This is a genomic window from Spirosoma agri (assembly GCF_010747415.1).
In the GTDB taxonomy this organism is placed as follows: Bacteria; Bacteroidota; Bacteroidia; order Cytophagales; family Spirosomataceae; genus Spirosoma; species Spirosoma agri.
Genome location: NZ_JAAGNZ010000001.1, coordinates 1946105 through 1971848, shown reverse-complemented (window position 1 = coordinate 1971848; position 25744 = coordinate 1946105). Strand labels below are relative to the sequence as shown.

The 25744-nt window shown below is 50.9% G+C and carries 18 protein-coding genes; 8 read left to right on the top strand and 10 right to left on the bottom strand.

Annotated features, from left to right (window positions below; genetic code table 11):
• Positions 1–4: 4 nt before the first annotated feature.
• The 4 genes from GK091_RS08035 to GK091_RS08020 all read right to left on the bottom strand — a co-directional run bounded on the left by GK091_RS08035 (position 5) and on the right by GK091_RS08020 (position 8345).
• The gene (locus GK091_RS08035; RefSeq protein WP_164036112.1) at positions 5–2863 is read right to left on the bottom strand and encodes a TonB-dependent receptor; all 2859 of its coding nucleotides are present in this window, start codon (positions 2861–2863) and stop codon (positions 5–7) included.
• A 443-nt stretch (positions 2864–3306) separates the two neighbouring features.
• Positions 3307–5874 carry a TonB-dependent receptor gene (locus tag GK091_RS08030; protein ID WP_164036110.1) on the bottom strand — a complete coding sequence of 856 codons (2568 nt, stop codon included), beginning with the start codon at positions 5872–5874 and terminating at the stop codon, positions 3307–3309.
• Positions 5875–6924: 1050 nt separating this feature from the next.
• On the bottom strand, positions 6925–7518 hold the full coding sequence (locus GK091_RS08025) for a YbhB/YbcL family Raf kinase inhibitor-like protein (RefSeq protein ID WP_164036108.1): 594 nt from the start codon (positions 7516–7518) through the stop codon (positions 6925–6927).
• A 143-nt stretch (positions 7519–7661) separates the two neighbouring features.
• Complete coding sequence (locus GK091_RS08020) at positions 7662–8345, bottom strand: hypothetical protein (RefSeq protein WP_170312634.1); 684 nt, start codon at positions 8343–8345, stop codon at positions 7662–7664.
• Between the two features lie 335 nt (positions 8346–8680).
• Between GK091_RS08020 and GK091_RS08015 the strand changes: the two genes are divergently transcribed.
• Positions 8681–10462, top strand: a complete 1782-nt coding sequence (locus GK091_RS08015) for a M61 family metallopeptidase (protein ID WP_164036106.1) — start codon at positions 8681–8683, stop codon at positions 10460–10462.
• Between the two features lie 85 nt (positions 10463–10547).
• Here the strand turns inward: GK091_RS08015 and GK091_RS08010 are convergent, their stop codons facing one another.
• Positions 10548–10985 carry a winged helix-turn-helix transcriptional regulator gene (locus GK091_RS08010; protein WP_164036104.1) on the bottom strand — a complete coding sequence of 146 codons (438 nt, stop codon included), beginning with the start codon at positions 10983–10985 and terminating at the stop codon, positions 10548–10550.
• A 102-nt stretch (positions 10986–11087) separates the two neighbouring features.
• On the opposite strand from GK091_RS08010, the gene GK091_RS08005 reads away from it, so the two are divergent.
• The 6 genes from GK091_RS08005 to GK091_RS07980 all read left to right on the top strand — a co-directional run bounded on the left by GK091_RS08005 (position 11088) and on the right by GK091_RS07980 (position 18841).
• Positions 11088–11939 (top strand): SDR family oxidoreductase, encoded by an 852-nt coding sequence (locus GK091_RS08005; protein ID WP_164036102.1) that lies wholly within the window; start codon positions 11088–11090, stop codon positions 11937–11939.
• Between the two features lie 262 nt (positions 11940–12201).
• Positions 12202–13788, top strand: a complete 1587-nt coding sequence (locus tag GK091_RS08000; RefSeq protein WP_164036099.1) for an amidase — start codon at positions 12202–12204, stop codon at positions 13786–13788.
• Positions 13789–13846: 58 nt separating this feature from the next.
• Positions 13847–16060 (top strand): penicillin acylase family protein, encoded by a 2214-nt coding sequence (locus tag GK091_RS07995; RefSeq protein WP_164036096.1) that lies wholly within the window; start codon positions 13847–13849, stop codon positions 16058–16060.
• A 242-nt stretch (positions 16061–16302) separates the two neighbouring features.
• On the top strand, positions 16303–16755 hold the full coding sequence (locus tag GK091_RS07990) for a hypothetical protein (protein ID WP_164036094.1): 453 nt from the start codon (positions 16303–16305) through the stop codon (positions 16753–16755).
• Between the two features lie 112 nt (positions 16756–16867).
• Positions 16868–17416 carry a hypothetical protein gene (locus GK091_RS07985; protein WP_164036091.1) on the top strand — a complete coding sequence of 183 codons (549 nt, stop codon included), beginning with the start codon at positions 16868–16870 and terminating at the stop codon, positions 17414–17416.
• Positions 17417–17611: 195 nt separating this feature from the next.
• The gene (locus GK091_RS07980; protein ID WP_164036089.1) at positions 17612–18841 is read left to right on the top strand and encodes a DUF3179 domain-containing (seleno)protein; all 1230 of its coding nucleotides are present in this window, start codon (positions 17612–17614) and stop codon (positions 18839–18841) included.
• A gap of 132 nt (positions 18842–18973) precedes the next feature.
• On the opposite strand, the gene GK091_RS07975 is transcribed toward GK091_RS07980, so the two are convergent.
• From GK091_RS07975 to GK091_RS07955, 5 genes are all read right to left on the bottom strand, one after another.
• Positions 18974–19549, bottom strand: a complete 576-nt coding sequence (locus GK091_RS07975; RefSeq protein ID WP_164040646.1) for a DUF2911 domain-containing protein — start codon at positions 19547–19549, stop codon at positions 18974–18976.
• Positions 19550–20703: 1154 nt separating this feature from the next.
• Complete coding sequence (locus tag GK091_RS30025; protein WP_164036086.1) at positions 20704–20910, bottom strand: DUF2158 domain-containing protein; 207 nt, start codon at positions 20908–20910, stop codon at positions 20704–20706.
• A 231-nt stretch (positions 20911–21141) separates the two neighbouring features.
• On the bottom strand, positions 21142–21621 hold the full coding sequence (locus tag GK091_RS07965) for a hypothetical protein (RefSeq protein WP_164036083.1): 480 nt from the start codon (positions 21619–21621) through the stop codon (positions 21142–21144).
• 311 nt (positions 21622–21932) lie between these two features.
• A complete protein-coding gene (gene glmS, locus GK091_RS07960) occupies positions 21933–23771 on the bottom strand; it encodes a glutamine--fructose-6-phosphate transaminase (isomerizing) (RefSeq protein WP_164036081.1) in 1839 nt (612 codons plus the stop codon).
• 171 nt (positions 23772–23942) lie between these two features.
• Positions 23943–24743, bottom strand: coding sequence for a glycogen/starch synthase (locus GK091_RS07955; protein WP_164036079.1), 801 nt, complete (start codon positions 24741–24743; stop codon positions 23943–23945).
• A 137-nt stretch (positions 24744–24880) separates the two neighbouring features.
• Between GK091_RS07955 and panC the strand changes: the two genes are divergently transcribed.
• Positions 24881–25720 (top strand): pantoate--beta-alanine ligase, encoded by an 840-nt coding sequence (panC, locus tag GK091_RS07950; RefSeq protein ID WP_164036077.1) that lies wholly within the window; start codon positions 24881–24883, stop codon positions 25718–25720.
• Positions 25721–25744 lie beyond the last annotated feature (24 nt).

Sequence of the window (25744 nt, the reverse complement as noted above, 5' to 3'; positions counted from 1 at the left end):
CTCACTACCGGAACAATTCATCGAAGGTGATGCTCACGTAATACAAGCCACCGATCTGAGCCAGCCCATAGCCCTGCGCGTAATACTTGTTCAGGACATTCGTTCCCCCGACTTTAACGACCGATTTAAAACTAGGCATCCGGTACGATACCTGCGCGTCAAGACTGGTCCAGGCGGGTAGCCAGACATCGCCTGCCGTGGTGCCCTGCTCAATCCACGTCCGGTCGGTCCAGCGGTAGGTAATCGTTGCCCCCAGGCGGTCGGTCAATCGGTAATTGCCAAGGGTGATGTTGTACCGGCTTTCGGGCGAGTTGAAGAAGTTACGCCCCTTCTGGGCCACTTCGGGGTTACTCATTTTTCGTTTAACAATGTCATTACCGGCGTTGTCCTTTATGACGACACCCTGCGCGTCACGAAGCGTTACGGTTCCAACCTGATAGGCAAAATTTCCACTCAGGGTGAAGCCCCGACCCAATCCATACTCCAGACCAATGCCCCCGCCATTCACGAAAACCTCGTTGGTATTATTGAAATTGATTTGCAGCGTCCGATACGTACTTGACTCGAAATCAGACACTTTTCCCGTATTCGACTGGTAGAAACTCTGGGCGGCAATAAAGTCCTTGTAGTTACTGTGGAAGAAGAAGGCATCGACAAACAGTTTGTTCTGGATCAATGCTTTGTACCCAACCTCCCATGTTTTGATCTTTTCGGTTGTAAAGGTAGCCGGGTTGTAAGCACGGCTGAGGAGCTGTGCTTCGGTGATCCGACCCGCGATAAAATCAGTAACGTCGGAGTCGCGGTAAACCGGGCTCTTAGCCAAACCAATCGACCCGATCGCGAGCGATGATCCCCCCACCTCACCCCCTTTACCCGCCGTTGGCACGGAAAAGAGCTGCCCCGGCGATGGATTCCGAAAAGCCGATTGCCACGACGCGCGGAAATTGTGGGACCCGGTACTCAGCACCACTGCGGCCCTCGGCGTAAACCCACCATCGAAATATTGATTCTTATCGTATCGAATGGCCACTGTCGGTTTTAGCGACACAGTAGAATTGATCTTTACGTCTTTAGTTACCTGTAGGTAAGCGCCGTATTCATTGATGGTGTACTCCGATCCGTCTTCCTGCAATGGAATGGCAGTGCCGCCTGTATTCAGTACGTAACGCCGGATGCTCCCACCCACAATCACATCCATCACGTCCTGAAAGCCCGCGAAATTATACATGCCTTCGTAGTGCCAGAGAGACGAATTATCGCGGAACCGGTTCCCCTTCGCCCCTTTATAGCCGGGAACGGTGTCGGTATTGAACGTATTGGCAAACAAATCCCGAACCGTGTTAAAGACCCCCGAACCCGGCAAATAACGACCTCGATCGGCTTCACTGCGGGCCAGTCCGGCGCTCACCTTGTTCTCAATGTAAACCTGCCCGAATTCAGTGGCCCACTGGTCCAGTGATTTCCAGGAATTGTTAATCGCAACGGCTGTCTGACCGATGTTCCAGCCTTCTGCCCGCTGCTGCGTGGTGTAGGCGCGCAGCAAAAAATTATCCCCTTTGATTTCGGCCTTGAACTGATGACGGTGATAGTCCGGGAAATATTCGCGGAAACCAGCCGTTCGGATTAAATTACCGTTGCCATAATACCAGCCCAGCGATGCTTCTACATTCCCCGACAGTTTGTAATGCAGCGCAACATTGGCGCGGTTGTTAACAACTTTTCCGTTGTTGCCTATGACGCCTAATTCAGTATAGCCAGTGCGCGTCGCCAACTTACCCTGTAGCGATGCATTGGCGTATGTGTCCGAAAATTTGTACGCCCCTCCGGCATTTATATCATCGCCGTAGGTGTTCACGCCATCATACTGAAGATTTGTGTTCGGGTCGTTATTCGGTGCGTAGCCAATTCCCGTAGCCACATCACCACGCCGGGTATCGGTAGCGAAAAAGCCCGTGCGGGCGCGGGTCGAGCGGTCATTGTAATCGTCGGCGATGAAGTCGGTGCCGCTGAGCCGCTGAAAGTTCAGTTTTATTGCAAAGCGGTTGCCGAGCTGCCGGGCATAGCGGATGGCCATGTCGCTGTAACCCTTCGGACCAAAACCGTCTTTGCCAACGTTATTGACACCCACCTTCACCTGTGCACTGAGCCCTTCGTAAGTAAATGGGTTTTTACTGGTTGTCAGCATCAGGCCCTGCAAGGCATCTGGTCCGTAGAGCGCCGACGAAGCACCGGGAATCACTTCGATACTCTCGATGTCCAGATCCGGAATACCCGCTATAGTACCGAAACCGAATCCTAACCCCGGCGAACGATTGTCCATACCATCGTTTAGTTGCAAAAAGCGGTTGTTGTTGTTGGCACCAAACCCCCGCATGTTGACGGACTTAAACGTCAGGCTTTGGGTCAGCAGGTCAACGCCTTTCACGTTTTGCAACGCATCGAAAGGGCTGGCTGCCGGGGACTCCTGGAACTGACGGACGCCAAGCTTTTCGACGGTCACCGACGCTTTCTGAATGTCTTCGGGAACACGACTGGCGGCTACGATCACTTCACGAGTCACGATCGTTTCCTCGACAAGCTTTATGGAAAGGCTCCGAAAATTACCACCCCGAACGGCTACGTCCTGACGGCGGTAGCCAATAAAGGAAAGGCTGATTCCTAATGGTAGCTCTTCGGTGGTTGGTAGTCTGAAGTGTCCATCTGGTTGCGTGACCGTTCCGATTTTTGTCCCCCGAATCAGTATCGTAACACCCGCTAATGGCTGGTCTTTTTCGTCTGTAACGTGCCCCTCGATAATGATCTGAGCCCGGACACTACTTATGCCAAGTAATGACCCTAGTATCAGTAAAAAGAAATGTCTCATAGGCGCTCAGTCGAAAGCGTAACATTTTAAGGAAGTTGGATACAAACAGCACAAAAATACAAAAGCTGTTCACGTTAGATAACTATAACGTAAACAGCTTTACAAAATCTATACCATTATTTATGGTAGCAACGTGCTTAAGGAACAACGCCCGCAGTCGTAGCGTCAGGCATCTCCATTAACGCTTCCGTTTTCACATTATAAATGTAACGATATATCACACTACCGAGCAATAAAAAGGACTGTTTTTTTTGGCATACGGAACACCACTGGCAAGATTACTGATGGGCAGGATCAAACCGAGCTTTACCCGGTAGACCCCACCCACTTCATTTCTAGTTGCTCCGGCGTCGCCGGAGCAACTCTCCGGTTTTGCTTCACGAACCAGCGCCTGAGGTCACCCGTAGAAAGCGTTATCCCGCAAGGGGCCTGATCGAGATTGCTTAGAATGTATAACGTAACGTCGTGCCGTACGTTCTGGGGTCGCCAAGCACGGCTGCGTATTGACCGGCATTACCAGCCGCGGGCAGCAATTGTTCGAAGTAATTCTTGTTCGTTACGTTGCGGGACCAGAGCAGAATAGACATGCCGTTGGAGGCCCGAAAACCGACTCTGGCGTTAAACAGCGTGTAGCCGTCGATGTTCAGAAAGGCCGATGGTGACGGACTCGATGAGAACGAGGAGCGGTAATAGCCATCGATAGCCAGGAAAAACCGTCCATCCAGATTGAGTAATTTCCCGGCACCAGACACCTCTCCGCCCAGGGAACCCGCCCATTTGGAGATGCCGGGCAACACACCACCCGAAATGTCTTTAAATGCGGACTCGCCACCGGTTTCTTCGAGGGGAACAGGCGCATTTTTGAAAGAAACGTATTTGCCGTCGGTGTACGTCAGCGCACCGTTTAACGAGAAGTTATTACCGACCCGGATGTTCCCATCGAGTTCAACGCCCCGCACACGTACCTTCTCTGCGTTAGCCAGATACCCTCTGTTCACGCCCACTTCCGCCGTTTGCACCTGCGTTTGGTAATCATCGATATCCGTGTTATAGACCGTAACATTAAAGGTAGAACCGGGAGTCGGGCGGGTTTTTACACCTACTTCGTAGTGCGTCACGTATTCAGGTTTCACTCTGGCCAGATCAATCAGCGTCACTCCGTTGGCCGTAGGCAGACCGCCCAGGTTAACCCCAACCGGCTTGTAGCTGTTCGCGTATGTCGCATAGGCATTCAGCTGCTTACTGGCTTTATAGGCTAATGTCAGCTGGCCCGAAAAATTGTTTTCTTCGACCCCAAACGCGAACGCCTGATTCGTGTAAAGGCCATTTTTCAGGGCAAGCAACGCCGGATCGGTCGTTTGCAGGCCTCCATAGGTCTGACGCTTATAATCGACATCTTTCTTGTCATAGTTGAACCGGATACCAGGCAGCAGGTGCCATTTATCGGAGATAGCCCAGTCAACCTGACCAAATACCGCTGCGCCTAACGTTTTAAGTCGCGACGTGGTATTGGTACCAAAGCCGTCAAACAGACCGGGCGTTTTCCATAAGGCACTCGTCGAACTCTGTGAAAAACGCCATTGAGCTGATCCCGATTCTTCCGTTTGAACGGGGTCCGATCGCAGGTCCTGATCGATAATGAATACTCCTGCCACACCGCTGAGCCGGGACGAAAACTGACCGGCATATCGGATTTCCTGCGTCCACTGGTGATGTCTCGAATTACCCTGCGATTTGGTCAATACGGGAAGACCGGTAAAATCCCGGTCATTCGAGGGGTCCCAGACCCAGTAACGCCAGGCCGTGGTCGACGTCAGGGTGCCTCGTCCAATTTTAGCGTCCACATTGACGGAAGCCCCGCCAAAATCATTGTTGACCCGCCAGGGTGAATCGGCATCGGTGATTCGGTCGAATGGATTGGTGGTCGGTAACGTATAACCCAGATCGGCAATAATGGCATTGAATTGCCGGTAAGCTGCCCGCTTCGTAGTCACCACACCCGCAACCACTGTCGCATAGCCGTCGGGGCGTTGGCGGGAGTTATCGCCTGTTATCGTGATGGCGACTTTTTCCGTCGGCTTATACAGCAGTTGAACTCGGTAACCCAAATTGTTGAGGGTATTGGTTGGTTTCAGCGTGGTGGTGTTGTAGACCGTACCATCCCGCTGGGTTGCCGAAAATGAAACGCGTGCCGCCAGTTTTTTGCTCAGCGGACCGGTTATCGACGCCTTTGCCTGCATGTAATTTAAATTACCGTAGCTTGTCTCAAACGTACCGCCGGTCTGAAAACTTGGCGCACGGGTCGTAATGTTAAACGCACCAGCTGTGGTATTTTTCCCAAAAAGCGTTCCCTGAGGACCCCGCAGTACTTCAACCTGCTCAATGTCGACAAAGTCAAGAGCGGTTGCCGCCGGACGAGCGTAATACACGCCATCTACGTAGAATCCTACGCCCGGATCGATACCGTCGTTGGTAAGCCCGAAGCTCGACCCCAGCCCGCGAATGTTGAGCGTCGTGTTCCGCGCATTGGACGCGTAGAGCTGCACCGAAGGAACTAGCTCTTTCAGTCGGTTCACGTTGAAGGCACCCGCATCTTCGGCGCGGACACCACTCACAACCGAGATCGGAATGGGAACATCCTGCGCCGACTCCTGCCGACGTCTGGATGTGATCACAACATCGGACAACTGGTTGGCACTCTCTTCAAGTCTGATTTCTTCGTGATCGCCACTGAGTACGACTTCTTTCCGCTGATAGCCTACAAAGGTTACCACAACGACAAAGGGAAGCTTCTGGCCGGTAATCAGGCTGAATTCCCCGTTTTGATTGGTCGGTCCGCCATTCGTTGTTCCTTTGATAACAACAGTTGCCCCAATCAACACCTCACTGGTGCGGGCATCGACAACTTTTCCGGATATTGTCGCATTAATGATAGGGGCATTCTGAGCGGATGAAAATAAAGGAGTGATAAGTACACCTATCAAAAAAGTTAACCTTAAAACTTGTTTCATTTCTAATGGATTGTGCTGGGTAATACGTGTGAGTTATGCCGCGCGAAACTGGCTTTTCATTCTGGGTGAATCCCAGCTTGTAGCTGTTAGTCTGGTAGTCTGGTCATCTGCCGGGGACTTCTATCAGCGACAACAGGTGTTCGTAAAGGTTCTGGTTGATTTCATACATGATGGGCTGTGTGGTTGGCCGGATACCCAATGGGGGCGGGTGCCTGGGGTATGTCGATGCGACTTTGCTGCTTGTAATACGGATTTACGAACTGTGCTCATTTTTGTATTCTCCCTATACTCCCGGTACTGGATAGACTAATAGTACTTATAGCCTATTGATTTGATAGAGATTACAAAGTAAGGACTGATACCTTCTCTTTTCCAAACATCTACCAATAAAAAAATGGCTGTCCTTAGTTGTTCTCGATATTCATACCTCCCCTATCTGACTCATAAAGGAAGGTTTATACATTACCAATAAAAATTCAAAATACTGATTGTCAATATATTATCACACAAGAAGGGGACTGCTATTGTCAATGCAATATGCTTGATTGACTGAATGCAGGCCAAACTAACCATCAGGCGAAGTTTATTACTCGGTGAGCCAACTTGTCAAGTCGATTGGCAAGGACCACAGCCTATGCTGGTTTTTGTACAGGAAGAAATTTATTACTTATCCAATAAGTATCTATTTGCAGCGGATTGTGCTCATTCGCAATTCTGCTCACGTTGGCGGGGGGTACCAGACGACCAACACGTCAGTTTTGACAACAGGTTGCCCACGGGGAAGTTGTGAACAATTAACCACAATCCGGGGCCGTACGCCACTAGCCGTACGCCACTAGCCGTGCGCCACTAGCCGTGCGCCACTAGCCGTGCGCCACTAGCCGTGCGCCACTAGCCGTGCGCCACTAGCCGTGCGCCACTAGCCGTGCGCCACTAGCCGTGCGCCACTAGCCGTGCGCCACTAGCCGTACGCCACCAACGAAACAGGATCACTCGTTTCAGGCGTTGACAGGCAACCGCTAAACACCTGCTGTCATAGGCATAGATTGATCACTCGAAGTAACCTCTTAGCTCCCCATAGCCTAGGATATGTCCTTTCATGGCATCGATAACCTGCGGTTTGGTAGGTACATCGGTAAAGGAAAGTAGCTGGTCGAGTGCGTACACGCGAAAGACGTAGGCATGACGACCTGCCGGGGGACAAGGACCGATAAATTTAAGGCTTCCACTTGAGTTCTTACCGACTTTTCCCCCCAGCAGCTGCATCTGTTCAGTAGTCAGTGCTTCCGGAAGGCTATGGACCGATGCGGGCAAATTGTAAAGAACCCAGTGAGAGAGATTAAAAAGTGGGAAGGTGGGCGTCGGTACGTCGTAGTCGGTGGCCAGAATAACATACGATTCGGCATCGGGCAGATCACCTTCCCAAGCCAGCTCCGGAGAGGCTTCACTTCCCCGACAGCTACAGTTGACCGGCATATCGCCATTGGGTGGGAACGACCCGCTGGCAACCGTGATGTTCTTTCGCAGGGTAGTCAAATAGGCTTCTTCATCGTCACGCTGCGATTTCGCTCTGAAATGCATTACGATCAGAAACAGCCCAAACAAGACGAGCAGGCCAAAAAGTATCCGTGTAAAAATGCGCATGAAAACAGCCGGCTAGGTACATTTGTATCCTTAACCGGCTGATAATTAACCAAAGTTCACGAAAAATCAAAGAAGCCCTACCAAAAACTTAACCAACGTGGCAGTTTACGTCGATTTGGATACGTTAAATTGCGCATCGCGATCTAAGCGGCCCGGCTGCTCTGCGGACGACGCAGTGTTGTTGAGCGCAGTGACTGTGTATTGATCCGCGCTTCGTCAATAACCTGTTCAGAAACAAGATTAAGATGATTGGCACGCTTCAATACATAGTCGAATGGCAGGTTGAAGTAGTTCGATACTTCGCTTCGGAAACTATCCGGAAACCTCGATAGCCGTAACCCAAAAAATTTACGAACCTCCTCTTCGGGTAACATGGCGGTCAGGGCCACACGCTCGGCTTCGGCCAGTAGCTCAATTCGGGAGGGATACAAATAGTCCAGCCCAATGGACGCCGACAGAATGTTCAGGAACAGGTTTTTGTACATCGCCGATAATTCAGCGGGCAGAATTACCCACCCCTGTTCACGGAACTTGGCAGAAAACCCCGTTAGTCCCTGCTCACCGCGAATCTCACCCGCGATTAGTTCGGTAGGGAAACGCAGCCGATCGTCGTTTTTCTGAAGCCGGAAAACGATCGCTTCGATGGGACTTTTCTGGAACAACAAATCAGCGGGAATGACCTGAGTGCTTTCCCACTGATCGGTTAGCCGCATAAACAGGCTTTCGTTGACAGGCAGGTTGTCAGGACTGCCAAGACTGATGAGCATCCGGCGAAAAGTGGCCAGAAAATCGATCTGGAGTTGATTCGGAGTTGAGCGTCGCTTCATGCGGTTGTCCTGCCGGTCAATGGCCACCAAAATAGCCCCTGAACCGGCATCATTAGTATGGTTGTTTGTTGCTAATTAGAGGGATAAATATACGAAACAATGCCCTGATAACAAAGCGATAACGCGAATAAAATCAGTCATTTTACCCCGTCTATAATTCGCGCTACATCAGACCGATCCGGCTGCCTTTTTCCGGCTTTTTCCACGCCTAAAAACCAGCTATTTTTAAACGAGTTTGGTGGTATAAGCACCTTCTCATTTCACAATCGGGCTATCTTTGCCGTTTCCTCCATTCAGGCTATTTCTTCGCTATGCTCCGTCGATTCTCAGCAACTATGTCAATTTTTGCCGTTCTATTTTTGACTTTACATCTGCATACGCTCGCGCAACCAACGACAACCGGCTTGGCGTTCGATGTGACAATGGAAAAGCCTGCCAGTCACCTATACCACGTTACGCTCAACTACCCAAACCCTGACCAAGAAACGGTAGAATTTAAAATGCCGGTATGGACACCCGGCTATTATCAACTCATGAACTATGCCAGCCATGTCGAGAACGTTCGGGCTACGAACGCAGCAGGCAAGCCGCTAAACTGGGAGAAAACCGCTGCGAGCACCTGGCGCGTGTATGCAAATAAGGCAACAGTAGTAACGCTTTCGTATGATGTCAAAGCAACCCGGAACTTTGTCGCCAGCAGCTATCTGGACGAACATAAGGGCTACATCTCACCCGCTGGCCTGTTCATGTATGTGCCGAATCAACTTCAGCAACCCGTTACGGTAACCATCCACCCGTATTCGGGCTGGAAACCACGGGTAGCTACCGGTCTGGACTCGCTCGCCGGAAGAACCAACACATTTACCGCTCCTACTTTCGACGTGCTCTACGACAGTCCGATGCTGATGGGCAACCTGGAGCAACTCCCCTCCTTCACGGTATCGGGTATTCCCCATTATTTCGTGGGATACAACATGGGGTCGTTTAATCAGGAGCAGTTCATGGCCGATCTTAAGAAAATAGTTGAAGCCGGGGCTGCCATCATTGGCGATATTCCGTACAAACACTACACCTTTCTGGCTATTGGGCCGGGTGGAGGAGGCATTGAACACCTCAACTCGACTTCGATCAGTTTTGACGGCAACGGTTTGAACACGCCCCAGGGTAAATTACGCTTGTACCTGTTCCTGGCTCACGAATATTTCCACCATTACAACGTAAAACGTATTCGGCCAATGGCGCTCGGCCCCTTCGACTACGAGCAGGAAAACCGAACAAACATGCTCTGGGTATCGGAAGGGTTTACGGTTTATTACGAATACCTGATGCTTCGACGGGCCGGGTTGATGACCGAAGACGAACTGCTGAACGCCTTGCGCGGCAACCTATCAGCCTATGAGAACAAACCAGGCCATCGGTTTCAGTCGGCTACCCAGGCCAGTTACGAAACCTGGTCGGACGGTCCGTTCGGCCGCACGGGCGATGAAGCCTACAAAACGATTTCTTATTACGATAAGGGCCCTGTTCTGGGTATGTTACTGGACTTCACGATACGCCATGAGACGAATAACAAAAAGTCGCTCGATGACGTGATGCGGACTCTATACCAGACGTATTATCAAAAGGAGAAACGCGGCTTTTCAGATGACGAATTCCGGGCAGTCTGCGAGAAAACGGCGGGTACCTCACTAAATGAAATCTTTGCCTATGCCTCGACCGTCGATGCCATCGACTACCCAAAATACCTCGCCTACGCGGGCTTGGCGATTGATACCACACTCCGGGAGAGGCCCGATGCCTGGCTGGGCTTGACGCTACGCGAAAAATCGGACAGTTTATTCGTTTCGACCGTCGATTGGGAATCGCCAGCCTGGAAAGCCGGTGTTCGGAGCGGAGCCCTATTGTTGACACTCAATGAACAGCGGGCAACGTTGGCTGCGGTTAAAGCCATACGCACTGGTGAGGCTATAAAACTGCGCCCGGTTCAGCAGGGACAAACCCAGGAAAAGACGATAATAGCAGAAAAAAAGTCCGAACGAAATTTTCAGATTTCGCGACTCCCAAACCCCGACAAGCGGCAAAAAATAATACTAGACGATTGGCTGAAGCAGCGTTAACCCCTCTGCTCCCCTCGCCCAGTATGGGTGGTCCGCCGTTGCGGGAGGGGTTGGGGCGGTCCGACGGGTCGGTGAGGGAGGGAAATCACTCAACAACCAGATGCTCGCGGGCAGCGTATTGTTCTCTGGCCTGCATGATCTGCGCACTATGAACGCTGGCCCAGTCGCCAAGCTCAATGATCTGAACGAGGAAACTACGCCCTAAATCCGTCAACTCATACTCGACCCGTGGTGGAATCTGGGGGTACACCCGGCGCGTTACCAGCCCGTCGCGTTCGAGCGTACGCAGCGTTACGGTAAGCATTCGTTGCGAGATGCCATCGATTCGTTTTTTCAGTTCGTTGAAGCGTAGTGTCCCCGCATCGCCCAGATGGAAGATGGATAAGGTTGACCATTTATCGCTGAACCGGTCCAGAATGTTCCGGATTGGACAACCGCTCGCGGTTCCGCCAACCGATCCTAAAATTTTATGCAACTTTTCCTGTAACCTATTCGACTGGTAATCAACAATAGTTCTGTCCATGTTACTGAGGCACCAAAACATACCTTCTTGCGAAGATGACGGTTACTAAATACTTTTGAGTTACCAAAAGTAACTAACAAATTAAAAGAAACCAATAGCATCATGATTGCAATTACCGGCGCATCAGGCCACCTAGGCAAAGCCACGCTCGACTTCCTGCTTACCAAAACAAATCCAGAATCGCTGGTGGCCATCGTCAGAGACTCGCAGAAAGTCACTGAATTCGCGGACAAGGGCGTATCGGTCCGGCAGGGCGATTACACCGATCCGGCATCGCTGGTCGCCAGTTTAGCCGGTGTTGATACACTCTTACTGATCTCCAGCGCCGTATTGGGCGAAGAGCGGGTTCGGCAGCACAGTAATGTGATTGCGGCCGCCAACGAAGCCGGCGTCAAACACGTTTTTTATACCAGCGCCCCAAACCCATCGCTAACGTCGTCGTTTACCCCGGCCATCGACCATTTTCACACCGAAAATCTGCTCATCGGCTCCGGGTTGACCTACACGATCTTCCGCAACAATCTGTACCTGGACGTCCTGCCCATGGTCATCGGTGATGCGGTACAAACGGGCAAACTTCCTTATCCGGCCGGTGATGGCAAAACCAGCTTCGTGCTGCGCAGAGACATCGCCGAAGGGCTAGCCAACGCCCTCACGGCCACCGCAAAACACGAAAATAAAGTATATGACATTGGCGCATCAACCGCCTGGTCGTTCAGCGATCTGGCAGCGGGTTTAGGCCATGACGGAACGACTGTTGCGTACCTCGACATTCCGGGCAGTGCTTACGAAGCTGAACTGGCGAAACATTTACCCCCGCCAGCCGTCACGATTTTTGCCGGAATGGCCGAAGGCATCAAAAAAGGCGAGTTCGATGTACCTTCTTCCACATTAGCGGAGTTGCTGGGTCGTGAGCCCCTGAGCCTGGATGAGTTTCTAAAATCGCTGGCCTAACAAACGCACGTTAGCCGCATCCATTCTATCTTACCCGCCAACGCGGAGCTGGTTTTCAGAAGCTAGCTCCGCATTGCTGTTATTATCCGAACTAATTGCCCGATTTATTACAGGTACTTCTCCAGTGCTACACCACAACGGACTTTTATCAGTCAATTTATTTTGACAATAAGTTTGTACACCATACAAATGATCGGCGAATTCGATTTATACCGCAGGAACACCTACTTTTACCGTACGATTACACATTCTTCCTTATCGTATGCCGCGACCTGTCCGTCTTCATCAGCTACGTTTTTATCTTTTTCTGGTGCTCCTAAGTCCAGTCTGGATGGTATCCGCCCGCGCTCAGTCACGGCAAAAAACAGCACCCGCCAAATTCGAGTTAGTTGAAGCTACAATCAGCGCTATTCATCAGGCTTTCCGCACCGGTTCACTAACGAGTGAAGCGTTGGTAACGGCGTATCTGGAACGAATCCGGACGTACGATCAGTCGACCAAACTTAATTCAATCATTGTCATCAATCCCGAAGCGATGGCCACAGCACGCTCGCTGGATGAGGAATTTCGGAAAACCGGCAAGCTGCGCCCGCTACATGGCATTCCGGTTATCATCAAAGACAATTTTAACACGAAGGGACTGCAAACAACGGGTGGCTCAATAGCCTTGAAAGGCTTCACTCCCGATGAGGATGCGTATCAGGTTCGGAAACTACGCGAAGCTGGTGCCATTGTACTGGCCAAATCAAATATGGCCGAATGGGCTTTTACGCCCATGCACTCGCAAAGTTCGATAGCGGGCGAAACTCGTAATCCGTATAATTTAGCCTATGTGCCAGCCGGATCGAGCGGTGGTACGGCAGCAGCCGTAGCCGCGAATCTGGGCACAATCGGGTTAGGCTCCGATACGGGTAATTCCATTCGTGGTCCCGCATCCCACAACGCGCTGGCTGGTTTCCGCACGTCGCTGGGGCTGGTGAGTCGCTACGGCATCATTCCGCTCTATACCCGCAACGATGTTGGCGGGCCCATGTGTCGCACGGTCGACGATGCGACCCGGTTGCTCGAGGTCACCGCCGGATACGATCCCAATGATCCAATCACTAAACATAGTCAGGGTAAAATTCCTAAAACCTATACGCAGTTCTTACGGAAAGACGGCCTGAAAAAAGCCCGTATCGGTGTGCTTCGTCAGGTGAGTGATAAAGCCATTCACCCGGAGATCAAGCAGCTTTTTGACCAGGCCCTGGCCGATATGACGCGCATGGGCGCTCAGATCGTTGACGTTACCGTTCCCGAGTTCGACTCGTTGCGGGCGGATCAGTGGTGCGCAGAGTTTCGGACAGATATCGAAACCTATCTTCGCACGTTTGTCAAACGAGATTCTTTACAAACGATCAACGACATCATTCGGGTGGGTGGGTATTCGGACATTGTGCGCGACCGGCTGACGTACCAGCAAACGCACACGGGCCGGGCAAATCACCCTGACATTCCATGTGGAGATGCGTTCACCGATCCGCTTCGGGTAGCTTTCCGCAATGCTATCGAAACCGAAATGGATCGGCTGCATGTTGATGCGCTCGTTTACCCGACCTGGAATTATCCGCCGGCATTGGTAGGCGATGCGAAGGGGTACAAAGGCGATAACAGCCAGCTGATTGCGCCAGCTACGGGTCAGCCTGCGTTCACCATTCCGATGGGTTTTACGACGGGTGATTTACCGGCGGGCATTCAGTTTTTGGGCCGTATGTTTGACGAGCCAACGTTAATTCGGTTGACCTATGCGTATGAACAGGCCACCCACCACCGGAGGGCTCCGAAACGTTTTGTGGCTACTGGCCAGTAAACCCAACACGAAAATACCGTACTTAGTCACCTGTTCCCATTTTACTACCTTTTCGTTGATGAATCGCGTTACTTTTCAGCCGTTTCTGTTCCTCTTCCTAGCTCTGTTTAGCTTCGTTTCCATCTCAGTCCAAGGCCAATCGTTTAGCCAGGCAGAGATTGCGCGCTGGCAGCAGCAGGCCAAACAAGTTACCATAACCCGCGACACGTGGGGCGTTCCGCACATCTACGGAAAAACCGATGCCGATGTGGTTTTTGGCCTGCTCTATACCCAGTGCGAAGACGATTTTGATCGGGTCGAGGAAAATTACATCACGTCGATCGGGAGGCTGGCGGAAATTGAGGGTGAATCGGCGCTTTACCACGATCTGCGGGCAAGGCTTTTCATGGATAGTACCCAGGCAATCGCCATCTACAAGAAAAGCCCGGCCTGGATGAAAAGTTTACTCGATGCGTTTGCCAGCGGCACCAATTATTACCTCTACACGCACCCCACTGTTAAGCCCAGATTGTTAAAACGATTCCAACCCTGGATGCCGCTTATGTTTAGTGAAGGCAGTATCGGAGGCAACATTAGCGTGGTACCCACCGAACGAATCAAGGCGTTTTACGAACAGCGTAAATCGACCTCCTGGCTGCACAACGTCGATCACTACGAGCGTGAGTCTGTCGGCTCGAATGGGTTTGCAATTGCCCCATCTAAAAGTGCGACGAAAAATGCGCTGCTCCTGATCAACCCGCATACCTCATTCTATTTCCGGTCGGAGGTTCACATGGTTAGCCAGAGTGGCCTGAACGCTTACGGCGCGGTTACGTGGGGGCAGTTTTTCATTTACCAGGGATTCAACGAGAACTGCGGCTGGATGCATACGACGAGTTATGCCGATTCGATGGACGAGTACCTGGAAACCATCGAGAAGAAGAATAACGCTCTTTTCTACAAACATGGCAGTGCGCTCAAACCGGTTCGAACGCAGACCGTACGACTGCCCTACAAATCGGGAACGGGTGTTCAGTACAAGAACTTTACGATGTATTTTACCGAACATGGTCCTATTGCGGGCGAGAAAGACGGCAAATGGATTGCGGTAGACATGATGAATACGCCCCTGAACGCGCTCGAACAGTCGTACCTGCGCACCAAAGCAACGGGTTACGCGAGTTTTAAGGAAGTCATGAAACTCAATGGCAATGCGTCGAATAATACGATCTTTGCCGACCGTAACGGAACCATTGCCTACTGGCACGGCAATTTCATGCCAAAGCGCGACCCCAAATTTGACTGGAGCCAGCCCGTCGATGGCAGCAATCCGGAAACCGACTGGAAAGGTTTGCATTCGGTCGATGAGATCGTTCAGGTGCGCAACCCGGCCAGCGGCTGGATTCAGAACTGCAACGCGACGCCGTTTACTGTATCGGGCAACAGCAGTCCCGAGAAAGGCAAATATCCGGCCTACATGGCTCCCGACGCCGAAAACTACCGGGGTATCAATGCCGTTCGGGTGCTGAGCCGCAGGTCATTTTTTACGCTCGACACGCTGATTGCGGCCGCCAACGACCCCCATCTGGTGGCCTTCGACGAACTGCTGCCCGCCCTGCTGAATGCTTACCAAACGGTTTCCGGCGACTCAGCGAACCAGAAAAACGGTTTACCCGAAGCCATCCAGATTCTAAAAAGCTGGAATAAATCGTACGGCGTTACGTCGATCGGCCAGACACTAGCAATCTTTTGGGGCGAAAAAATTCAGAAACTGGCCCGTAGCCGCGCGGCTGGCGACCAGCGATTCGACAATCTAAGCCTGACGGCATTTACGATCAGTTCGACTACGCCACAGGAAAAAGTGACGGCATTGGCTGAGGTACTTACCGATCTGACCCGCGATTTTGGCACCTGGAAAACACCCTGGGGCGACATAAACCGCTACCAGCGTCTGACCGGCAACATCCAGGAAACGTACGACGATCAGAAGCCGAGCCTTCCGGTTGCCTTTACCTCATCGGCCTGGGGTTCGCTGGCGGCTTTTGCGGCCAAGACCTATCCCGGCACAAAAAAACGATATGGCAGCGTGGGCAACAGTTTTGTGGCCGTCGTTGAATTTGGCAAACGCGTAAAAGCCCGCTCCGTCGTGACGGGTGGCCAAAGCAGTCGGCCCGGTGCCAAGCACTTTACTGATCAGGCTCCGCTCTATTGCGAAGGTAACTTCAAAGACGTGCTGTTCTATCCCGAAGATGTGCAGAAGCATGTGGAAAAGACATACCACCCCGGTCAATAGCGGCATGTCCATTCAGCCTGTGCTTCAACTCACAAAACAAACAAGAAGCCGGTAATCGTATACGCTTTTTCGGTTTAGTTGTCCAGACGGCTATCGCTTAGCGGGCTAACGATCCTGACCAGCTAACCAAGTCTTACAGTACGAAGCCAGCGAACTGTGCTTTTATAGTTACCGGCAAGATTAGCTTGTCAACCATGCATTCAATCAGTCCCATTCACTACGCCTGAGAAGGCAATAAAAATATGAAGGTCAAGAATGTAGTACGTGTTGCGGTGGCCGTTTTCGCGTTGAGTAGTTGCGCTAAAAAAGAAACAGCTGCTCCAATTACCGGAACCTGGGAATTGATTTCGGCGACGACGACCGAGAAGGACACAAGTTTTTCTACGTTTGACTCGACGCATAAAATGATCAAGATCATTAGTCCAACGCATTTCGCTTTCCTGAATCACGCAGTAGGCAAAGACAAAGACTCGTCTAAAGCGGAGTTTTCGGCCGGTGGCGGGACCTACACCTTGGCGGATAGCGTCTACACCGAGCATCTGGATTATTACAGCGATAAAGACTGGGAAAATCACAAATTTGAGTTTGTGGTTAAAATCGCCAACGATACGCTGACGCAAAAAGGCGTTGAAAAACTGGAGAAGCTTGGTATCGATCGGGTCATCATCGAAACCTACAAACGGGTCAAGGGTTGATGTTACACAACGGCTAACCAGTATTGTGGCTGCCACCCCCGATACGCCCTAGTGCCGGCTACGATTCGTCGGGAAAACAGGTACATTTGTCGTATTATCTCATTGAACAACCGTGAGACGTATCGTCGGTCTTGGACTATTGCTGCTTCTGGTTTACCACTCGCTGGGGTACGTACTCGTATTTGTCAGCACGCAGTGGCAGGAGCAGCATGACCTGTCGAAACACCTGATCGTCTATCGGTCCGTTGATAGTCTGGTTGAGTTTCAGATTCCCATCAACGATAAAACGAAGGCGACCGAGCTGGTTGAGGCCACGACGGGTGGGTTTGGCTACCGGGGCCACTATTACGATGTCGTTAGCCTGCATATGCAGCATGACACCCTCCTGATTGCTGGTCTGGAAACCAACGATCGCTCGTTCTGGACAAGTGACTTGTTAACCTTTTTACACGATCACCTTACCAATTCCGACACAGCCAACCGCAAGGCCAGCCAGTTGCTGAAGTTATTGCTCAAAGAGTATTCGCTTACGCCCCAGCTCGTTCTTCATTCGTTCCGATTCGGCTGGCGCGACGCGGTGCACCTCCCCGCCCCCGTGTTCATTTTTTCCTCACGGCCCTTACCCATTTACTCGCCCCCGCCCGAATCTCATCGCGCTTAGACCTTCTTGTTTATTGACCCTTGCCAATCAGTCTGTGGTATACGTTTGCTATACCATTGGCTGTGCACTTCTGTTCATTCGGCTGAATGGACAAAGCCGGTGGGGACGTGTTAATCAGCCATTAGGTCTGATTGAAACACAGCCCTGTTGTTCCAGAATACCGCCTGCTTTATTGATTACCTGATCGTCTTTTCAATGAACCGTTTTCTTCTCTATTTTTTAATTTCGATAGTTCTGCTCATTGCCCTGGAATTACTGAGCGTGTATTTCATCATGCCATTTCCGGGCAGCCAGCTTGGGCTCGACGCCGATGACCCGAGTCAGGCGTCGCTCGGTCGCGTTGAACTCGCGTACTGGCTCCATACCAACATCGGCTGGTTACGGTTGGTCGGACTTCTTTTCCTATTCTACCCGGCGTTTCGGCTCCTGGTCAAACCTGTCCGGAAATGGTATCGCTACGTTGCGGGTGGGTTGCTCCTTCTCTACAGCGTGGTGCTGTACATGGTAAATCAGGAAATGATGGCCGACCAGTTGTTTAAACAGCCCATCCACAAACGGGTGGTACCGATGAGTGAGAACAAAATTCCGCTCGACAAACTCGTGATTGGTTTTGAGTCGGTTGGGCAAGCTACGGCTTATCCGCTACAACTGATTGGCTATCACCATCAGGTACGCGATACGGTAGGCAGTCAGCCCATCATGGTCACCTACTGCACCGTTTGCCGGACTGGTCGGGTCTTTAGCCCGCTGGTACGGGGTCAGGCCGATGAGTTTCGGCTGGTGGGCATGGACCACTTTAACGCCATGTTCGAAGACAAACGGACGGGTACGTGGTGGCGGCAGGCCACTGGTGAGGCCGTGGTGGGTCCACTACGTGGTCAGGCCATTCTGGATCTACCCGCCCGGCAGATGACTCTTGGCGAATGGGCTGCCGAACATCCTAACACGCGTGTGTTACAGGCGGATCCCGCTTTCGCCGACGAATTTGAGCGTATGAAAAGCTATGACCGCGGGCTGTCGAAAGGCAAACTTACCCGGCGCGATTCGGCTTCGTGGCAACCCAAATCGTGGATTATCGGGGTGGAGCAGGCTGGATTCACCACGGCTTATGACTGGAATGAGCTACAAAAAAAGCGGGTGCTTAATGATGTTGTCGGGGGCGAACCGCTAGTGTTGACGATGGCTCCCGACAGTGCATCATTCGGCGCATGGAATCGGCGCGTAGGTACGCAGGTACTCACGTTCCGCTACGCCAACCGTCAACTCATGGACGAAGAAACGCACTCCGTCTGGACATGGCGCGGGCATTGCACAGCCGGACCATTAGCGGGTAAACGGCTCGCACCGATGCGCCGGGCGTATCAGGAATTTTGGCATTCGTGGCGTAGTTTCCATCTCGACACAAAGCGGTTCAACAAGCCTTAACAAACCGATCGCCCGGAATCGTGTTTCGCTATGTTCCAATCTCCGGTCAGGATTGAAATTGGGCCACACGATTCCGGGCGATAGTTCAATTAAGCGATTGATATGAACACTGGGACACCGTTCGTTTTCCACCTACTGCATCGAGATCGGAACAGCTACGATCGTCGTATCCCAGCCGATGTTCATCGTAGCGTTCTTCGGGTCTTTCTTAACAAACTGAATCGAAAAATTTTCGATCACGTTGTCTGCTTTCTGTACAGGCACATTAACGCGAGCTACGTCCAGGGCTTCGTTGTAGCTATAGGCTCCCCACTGGTCGAGGTCGGAACTGAAGATGATCGTCCACTCCTTTTCGTTGGGAATCGCCAGCAGTGCGTAGTTTCCGGCGGGTATTTTTTTGCCACCAATCGTAACGTTCTGATAAAATTTAATCTCGGGCGCTTCATTCGCACCCATCCGCCAAACCTTGCCGTAGGGCACCAATTTGCCGAATACGTCGCGGTCGTTTTTGGCCGGACGTGTGTACGTCACCCGAACCATAGCCTTGTCGCCACCGATCTTGGCAGGGGCAAATTTGCGATCATGCGCGTAGTCGTCCGGATAATAGGCCATATCCATCGGCGACTTGTCGAGCCCTCTGAACGGCTGGGCCGTAGTCGCCGTAAGCGTTAAACAGAGCAGCCCAAAAAGGAGCGTAACGGTCTTCATCGTGGTGATTAACATAAACGGAGGTTTGATTTTACAATCTGTGTTGACACGGCTGATAATTGAAAGCCGTCAGAAGCACAAAGAAACAAAGCGCGGTGAAGATAAGCCTCATCGTGCTTTTGTAAATTCAGGATTACGGCAAATGCGTGTCTGTAACAGTATGCCAATACGCCCTATCCGAACAATTCCGCGTACGTTAACAGTGTAAGTATGGACCAGCTATTCGAAAAGTACAATGCTTAGCTGCTTCAACGAACAGTCAAATACTGTGCTTTTTTCAGCTCTTTTGCATAGCTAACCTTCACATTACTCAATTGAAGTAAGAGAGATGCATAAGTTTGTCTAGTAGCAAAACTCGCACTAATTAAATTATTTGACATTCTTTTGTAAACTGTTCAAGCTAATGATTTTAGTTATTGCACCAGAATTTAATCTTCCATGACTACCTCAAGTCGCATCGAAAATACCATTAAGCACAACGTAATGCTTGCTATAATCGGTTACTCTTTTGCTTGTAGTAGTGAGTCAGAAAACGCTACCTAACAAGCATTCCTATACTTACCATTTCGATAGTCTATCTGGCGCCAATAAATAGCGTCACCTTCGAATTTGAGATTCATGTACCCTTTTACCCACACATGCTGATTGTGATACTTTTCAGGTTTCGCGATTATGCCGCCTATGGTAAGCGCTCTTTTTGCAAACTCATGTGATAAGGTATCATTTTCTATTGCGTTTGATTCTCCGGATCGAATACTTGCAGCTTCGCTTACCATGTAATCAAAGATAGCTATACTGCTCAGCAGTATATTAACCATAGTAGCCACTTAAGCGCTTTAGATAAGGGAAGCAAACCGACACGCCTGACACTTGAATTTTTTGCCGTTGTATAAGTGGTGTGGCTGTTGCCAAAGTCCCCAATGAATTAGGTAACAGGTTTACGGGTCAGTTGCCGACCTGCCAATGAGTTAAAAATAGCTGGCTAACTCAGCCTCGCTAGCAGGTATTGGCTTTTGCAACAGCCACTCCCTTTATGTTGTTCGACTTTTCTATGATCAATTAAGTAATTTGTCGATTGCTACAAAGGAAAAGCCATACCAGCAAATCTATTCATGTCGCCCCACCAGCTACCTACGCCAAGCAGCCAGGAACGACTAGTCTAGCTTCAATGACTCGACAGGAAAGACACCATCCTGTAAAGTTGCTGTTGAATCAAACCATTGACACTTCACCTTTTCCTTATCTTCCACGTGTCTGCCTAGTATAGACCCAAATTCGATCTTCGTGCCATATGCCACAACCGTCATTTGAGGCCCACCTGATTTAAGTTGAACGATGCTACCAATTGAAATTTGTTCCATCCCTAATTTTCCTGTTGTATAAGTGCAATTACGGTAAGCAATATAACTTAATCGACAGTAGCATCTATTAATATCAAATTTTATGACACAACTTTAGTTGTTATGCGTAAAAAATAAGGTTTATCTACGCATACGCAGTTTAGGCACACTACGGGTTGTCAGAGTGCAACCATAGAACAAGCGCGATCGATTCAGCTATCGATCGCGCTTGTTGGAAATCTCTGATCAGGGCTACTTGGTTTTCGTGAACTCAGCGGATACGCGCCCTAGTTTATAGCCCGGCGGCAGAAATACGTAAGAAGCCCAATTGGGGGCGGTAGCGGGTAGTACAGGAGCGGCAATAACGAGTTCGCTACCCAACTGATTATTCGGTTGAGTTGGGTCTGTTTCTAAGGTTAAGTAATAGCCCTGTGATTTTGTCAGCACATAGACTTTATTATAGGTGGTATCCCGGGCAGGCGAATAGAAGCCGTTGGCAGGGGCCTGCACTCGAACGCGTACGGTGTCAGCGGCAATTCGTTCTATCTGAAAGGTGATCGTCTTGCCATTGATGGGATACGATTTTACATCGGGCAGACGGGATATATTCGCCGTGTACGTACCCGCTATAACGTTGGCAGCATCAGGAGCAGATACCGGTTGAACACTCGGCGCATCGCGCTGGCAAGCCATACACAGCGTAATTCCGAAAATGATAAGTTGCTTTTTCATCCTGTCAAGTGTTTAGAAACTTGTTAAAACCGCTGATCTTACACGTATTCGTTACTCTTCGTATGTAAGTGGCACTTCACTAGTCAATACAACTCAATTGATATTATTATGAACTATAAGTAGATTTTATTGCATAAATTTAATGATTATAACTAGAACGACAAGGCCTCTCTTACCAATATAAGGTTTGAGCGGTCTACAGAAAAAATCTCCAGTTCGTTACGCACTCATCGCTCGTTATCAGCATTCAACCATAAAAAAAGCGCGACCAATTCGATTATTGATCGCGCTTTCAACCAGTATTAGATTCTCTATTCCACAGTTACCGATTTGGCCAGATTCCGGGGTTGGTCCACGTTCCGACCGCGCATGACGGCAATGTCGTAGGCCAGCAATTGCAGGGGCACTACCGATACCAGTGGCATCAGCATTTCGTGAACTTTGGGAATCTCGATCGTAAAATCAACCATGCCCGGTAAGTGTGTATCGCCCTCGGTAGTGATCGCAATGACGCGGCCTTTCCGGGCTTTTACCTCCTGGATGTTCGATACCACTTTCTCGTACGACGAATCTTTTGTGGCAATCACAACGACCGGCATGTCTTCGTCGATGAGCGCGATCGGTCCGTGCTTCATCTCGGCAGCCGGGTAACCCTCGGCGTGGATATAGCTGATCTCTTTCAGTTTCAATGCGCCTTCCAGCGCAACGGGGAAGTTCAGCCCCCGACCCAGGTATATAAAATTACGGGCATAGGTGAAGATATAGGCAATCTCCTTGATCTTGTCAGCCGCCTGCAACACCCGCTCTACCTTTGCCGGAATACTTTCCAGTTCGGCCAGCAGCTGCCGGAATAGTGAATCCGAAATCGTGCCCTTCCGCTTGGCCGCAGCCAGCGCCATGAGCGTCAGCACCGTCACCTGCGCCGTAAACGCTTTCGTGCTGGCAACCCCAATTTCGGGCCCGGCGTGGGTAAAGGCCCCCGCATCCGTGGCACGGGCGATGGACGAACCAACCACGTTGCAAACGCCAAAAATGGTGGCCCCTTTGGATTTAGCCAGTTCAATCGCAGCCAGCGTATCGGCGGTTTCGCCCGACTGCGAAATAGCGATGACAATATCGCCTTCCTTGATGATTGGATTCCGGTATCGAAACTCCGACGCGTATTCAACTTCGACCGGGATGCGGGCCAGTTCTTCAAAGATATATTCGGCAACCAGTCCCGCGTGCCAGGAGGTTCCACAGCCAATGATGACGATCCGCTTCGATTTTGCCAGCTTGTCCAGGTAATCGCGCAGACCGCCCAGTTGCAGCGTTCCTTCGTCGGCCTTGACGCGCCCCCGCATCGAGTCGGCAATGGAGCGTGGCTGCTCAAAGATTTCCTTGAGCATGAAGTGGTCGAAACCGCCCTTTTCGATGGCCTCCAACTCCAGTTCGACTTTATGAACGTAAGGCGTTGTGGTCGTATTATCGAGCGTCACAACGGTCAGTTCGCCGTTTTTGATAACTGCAATTTCGTAGTCGTTGAGGTAGATAACGTCCTTGGTGTATTCGACGATCGGTGTCGCATCCGATGCCAGAAAAAATTCACCCTCGCCTACCCCAATTACCAGCGGTGATCCCTTGCGGGCCGCAATAAGCTGCGTAGGTTCCGCTTCGTTCATGATCACGATTGCGTAGGCACCTACTACTTCCTGCAACGCCAGCCGCACGGCTTCTTCCAGTGTACCGCCGTTGTTTTCCCAGATATCTTCAATGAACTGACCTAGTACTTCCGTGTCGGTCTCGCTGGTAAACGTGTGGCCTTTTTTCAGCAGTGCCTGCTTGATGGCCGCATAGTTTTCGATAATACCATTGTGGATGATCGCCAGTTTCCGGTGGAACGAGTAATGCGGGTGCGCATTGACGTCGTTAGGTTCGCCGTGGGTAGCCCAGCGGGTGTGTCCCATGCCAATGGTCGAGTGAACATCTTTGCCGGCCAGTTCCTGTTCCAGCGCCACCACTTTGCCCTTCTTCTTGTACACGTGCAGACCACTCTCATTCATCAGGGCGATACCGGCGCTGTCGTAGCCCCGGTATTCGAGCCGTTTCAGCCCTTTGATCACTAGTGGACACGCTTCCCGGTGGCCAACGTATGCTACAATGCCGCACATAATTCGGTTGTTCGTTTACGAGTTAAGGACTATACCTTTTTAGGCCCGCTGGTCTGACAGTTGCCAGGACCCGAAGACGCCTACTTTTGTCGATGAGCAATGAATCGGAGCAAAGTAACGCCAAAAGCCGGAATGTCCGGCTTTTGGTTCACTCATTTTAGAAATTGGTTATTAACCTGCCAGTTGCGTATACAGATTGAAATAACGCTCGGTTACGTCCTCATCCACATCGAACTTGTGTTCTGGCAGATCGTTCAGGATCGCGTTCAGGCTTTCGCTCGACTCCTCTTCGGCCCGGACAACGGCATCGGCGTACGCACAGCCAATCCGGACAAACCCTTCAAAATCGGCTGATTTCAACTCGGCCAGCATCGAATCATCGATGTCCATCATACGGGCCTTTTCAATAATGTCACCCTCAAACCGGTGATCGAACGAATTGTTATAAACCGTAAAAACGGACTTGGTGTCCTTGAACATCGGGTCGTTTTTGTAGGTCGTTTTCAGGTAAAGTGGAATCAGGGCGGTCATCCAGTCATTACAATGAACGATGTCGGGAGCCCAGCCGAGTTTTTTTACCGTCTCCAGCACCCCTTTGCAGAAGAAGATAGCTCGCTCATCGTTATCATCGTAAAACCGGTTTTCCTTATCATGGAAAACATATTTACGTTGAAAATAATCCTCATTATCAATAAAGTAGACCTGTAATTTAGCCGTGGGAATTGACGCAACTTTAATAATCAACGGTTTTTCCTCATCACCAACGGCGATGTTGATACCCGATAGCCGCACGACTTCGTGCAACCGATTTTTGCGTTCATTGATAAGCCCGAAGCGTGGCACTAAAATCCGGATCTCCATTCCTCGTTCCTGCATGGCCTGGGGTAGCTTGCGGACGAAATCAGCGACGTCGGACGTCTTCAGGAAAGGATTGATTTCACTGGCCACGTAAAGGATGCGTAATTTGCTCATAAAAACGGGCGGGGTGTGTTGTTAAGACTCTCAAAAAACTTGCAAAATTATACAATTTTTTCCCGTATTTCAATACATTTTGTCCGAAAAAGATACCAATCAACTATCATTGCAGCCGGAAAAATCTGCCGACCGTTATGAATCGCTTCGATACCATTGCCGACCTGCGCCGGCATCTGTCTTCCCTTCGCTCAACACACAAAATTGGACTCATCCCAACGATGGGTGCCCTGCACGAAGGGCACACCAAACTCGTTGAACGGGCCAAACAAGAAAACGATCTGGTTGTAAGCAGCCTATTTGTCAATCCCGTTCAGTTCAATAACGCCGATGATCTGGCTCGCTATCCGCGCACACTGGACGACGATTACCAAAAGCTCGAAGCCGTTGGCTGCGATGTCGTTTTTGCTCCTTCGGTCGATGAAGTCTACCCGGAACCGCCTGCCATCCGGCTTAACTTCGGTGAGCTAGAAACCCAGATGGAGGGTGCTTTCCGGCCGGGCCACTTCAATGGAGTTGGTATTGTAGTTGGCAAGCTGTTCAACATCGTGCAACCCGATCGGGCTTATTTTGGGCAGAAAGACCTGCAACAGGTAGCCGTTATCCGCCGGCTGATCCGCGACCTGAACTTTCCTATCGAGCTGGTTCGCTGCCCTACTGTTCGCGAAATTGATGGACTAGCTATGTCATCCCGTAATCGTAACCTCACGCCCGACGAGCGACAACAGGCCACAAGGCTATTTAAAGCGCTCACACTGGCTCATGATCTGCTGCTGGAGGGACAGAGTACCTCCCAGTCGAAGGCGGCTGTGAAGGGCTTTTTTAACGGCAATCCGAACTTCCGGCTGGAGTACGTCGAGGTTGTGAATGCCGATACGATGCAGCCGGTCAATGAGGTGTTGGCACCGGGGCAGACCGCGATCTGCCTGGCCGCTCATTTGGGCAATGTACGCCTGATTGACAATCTCGTGTTTTAAGTTTTCCATTTTACTCGTGACCAT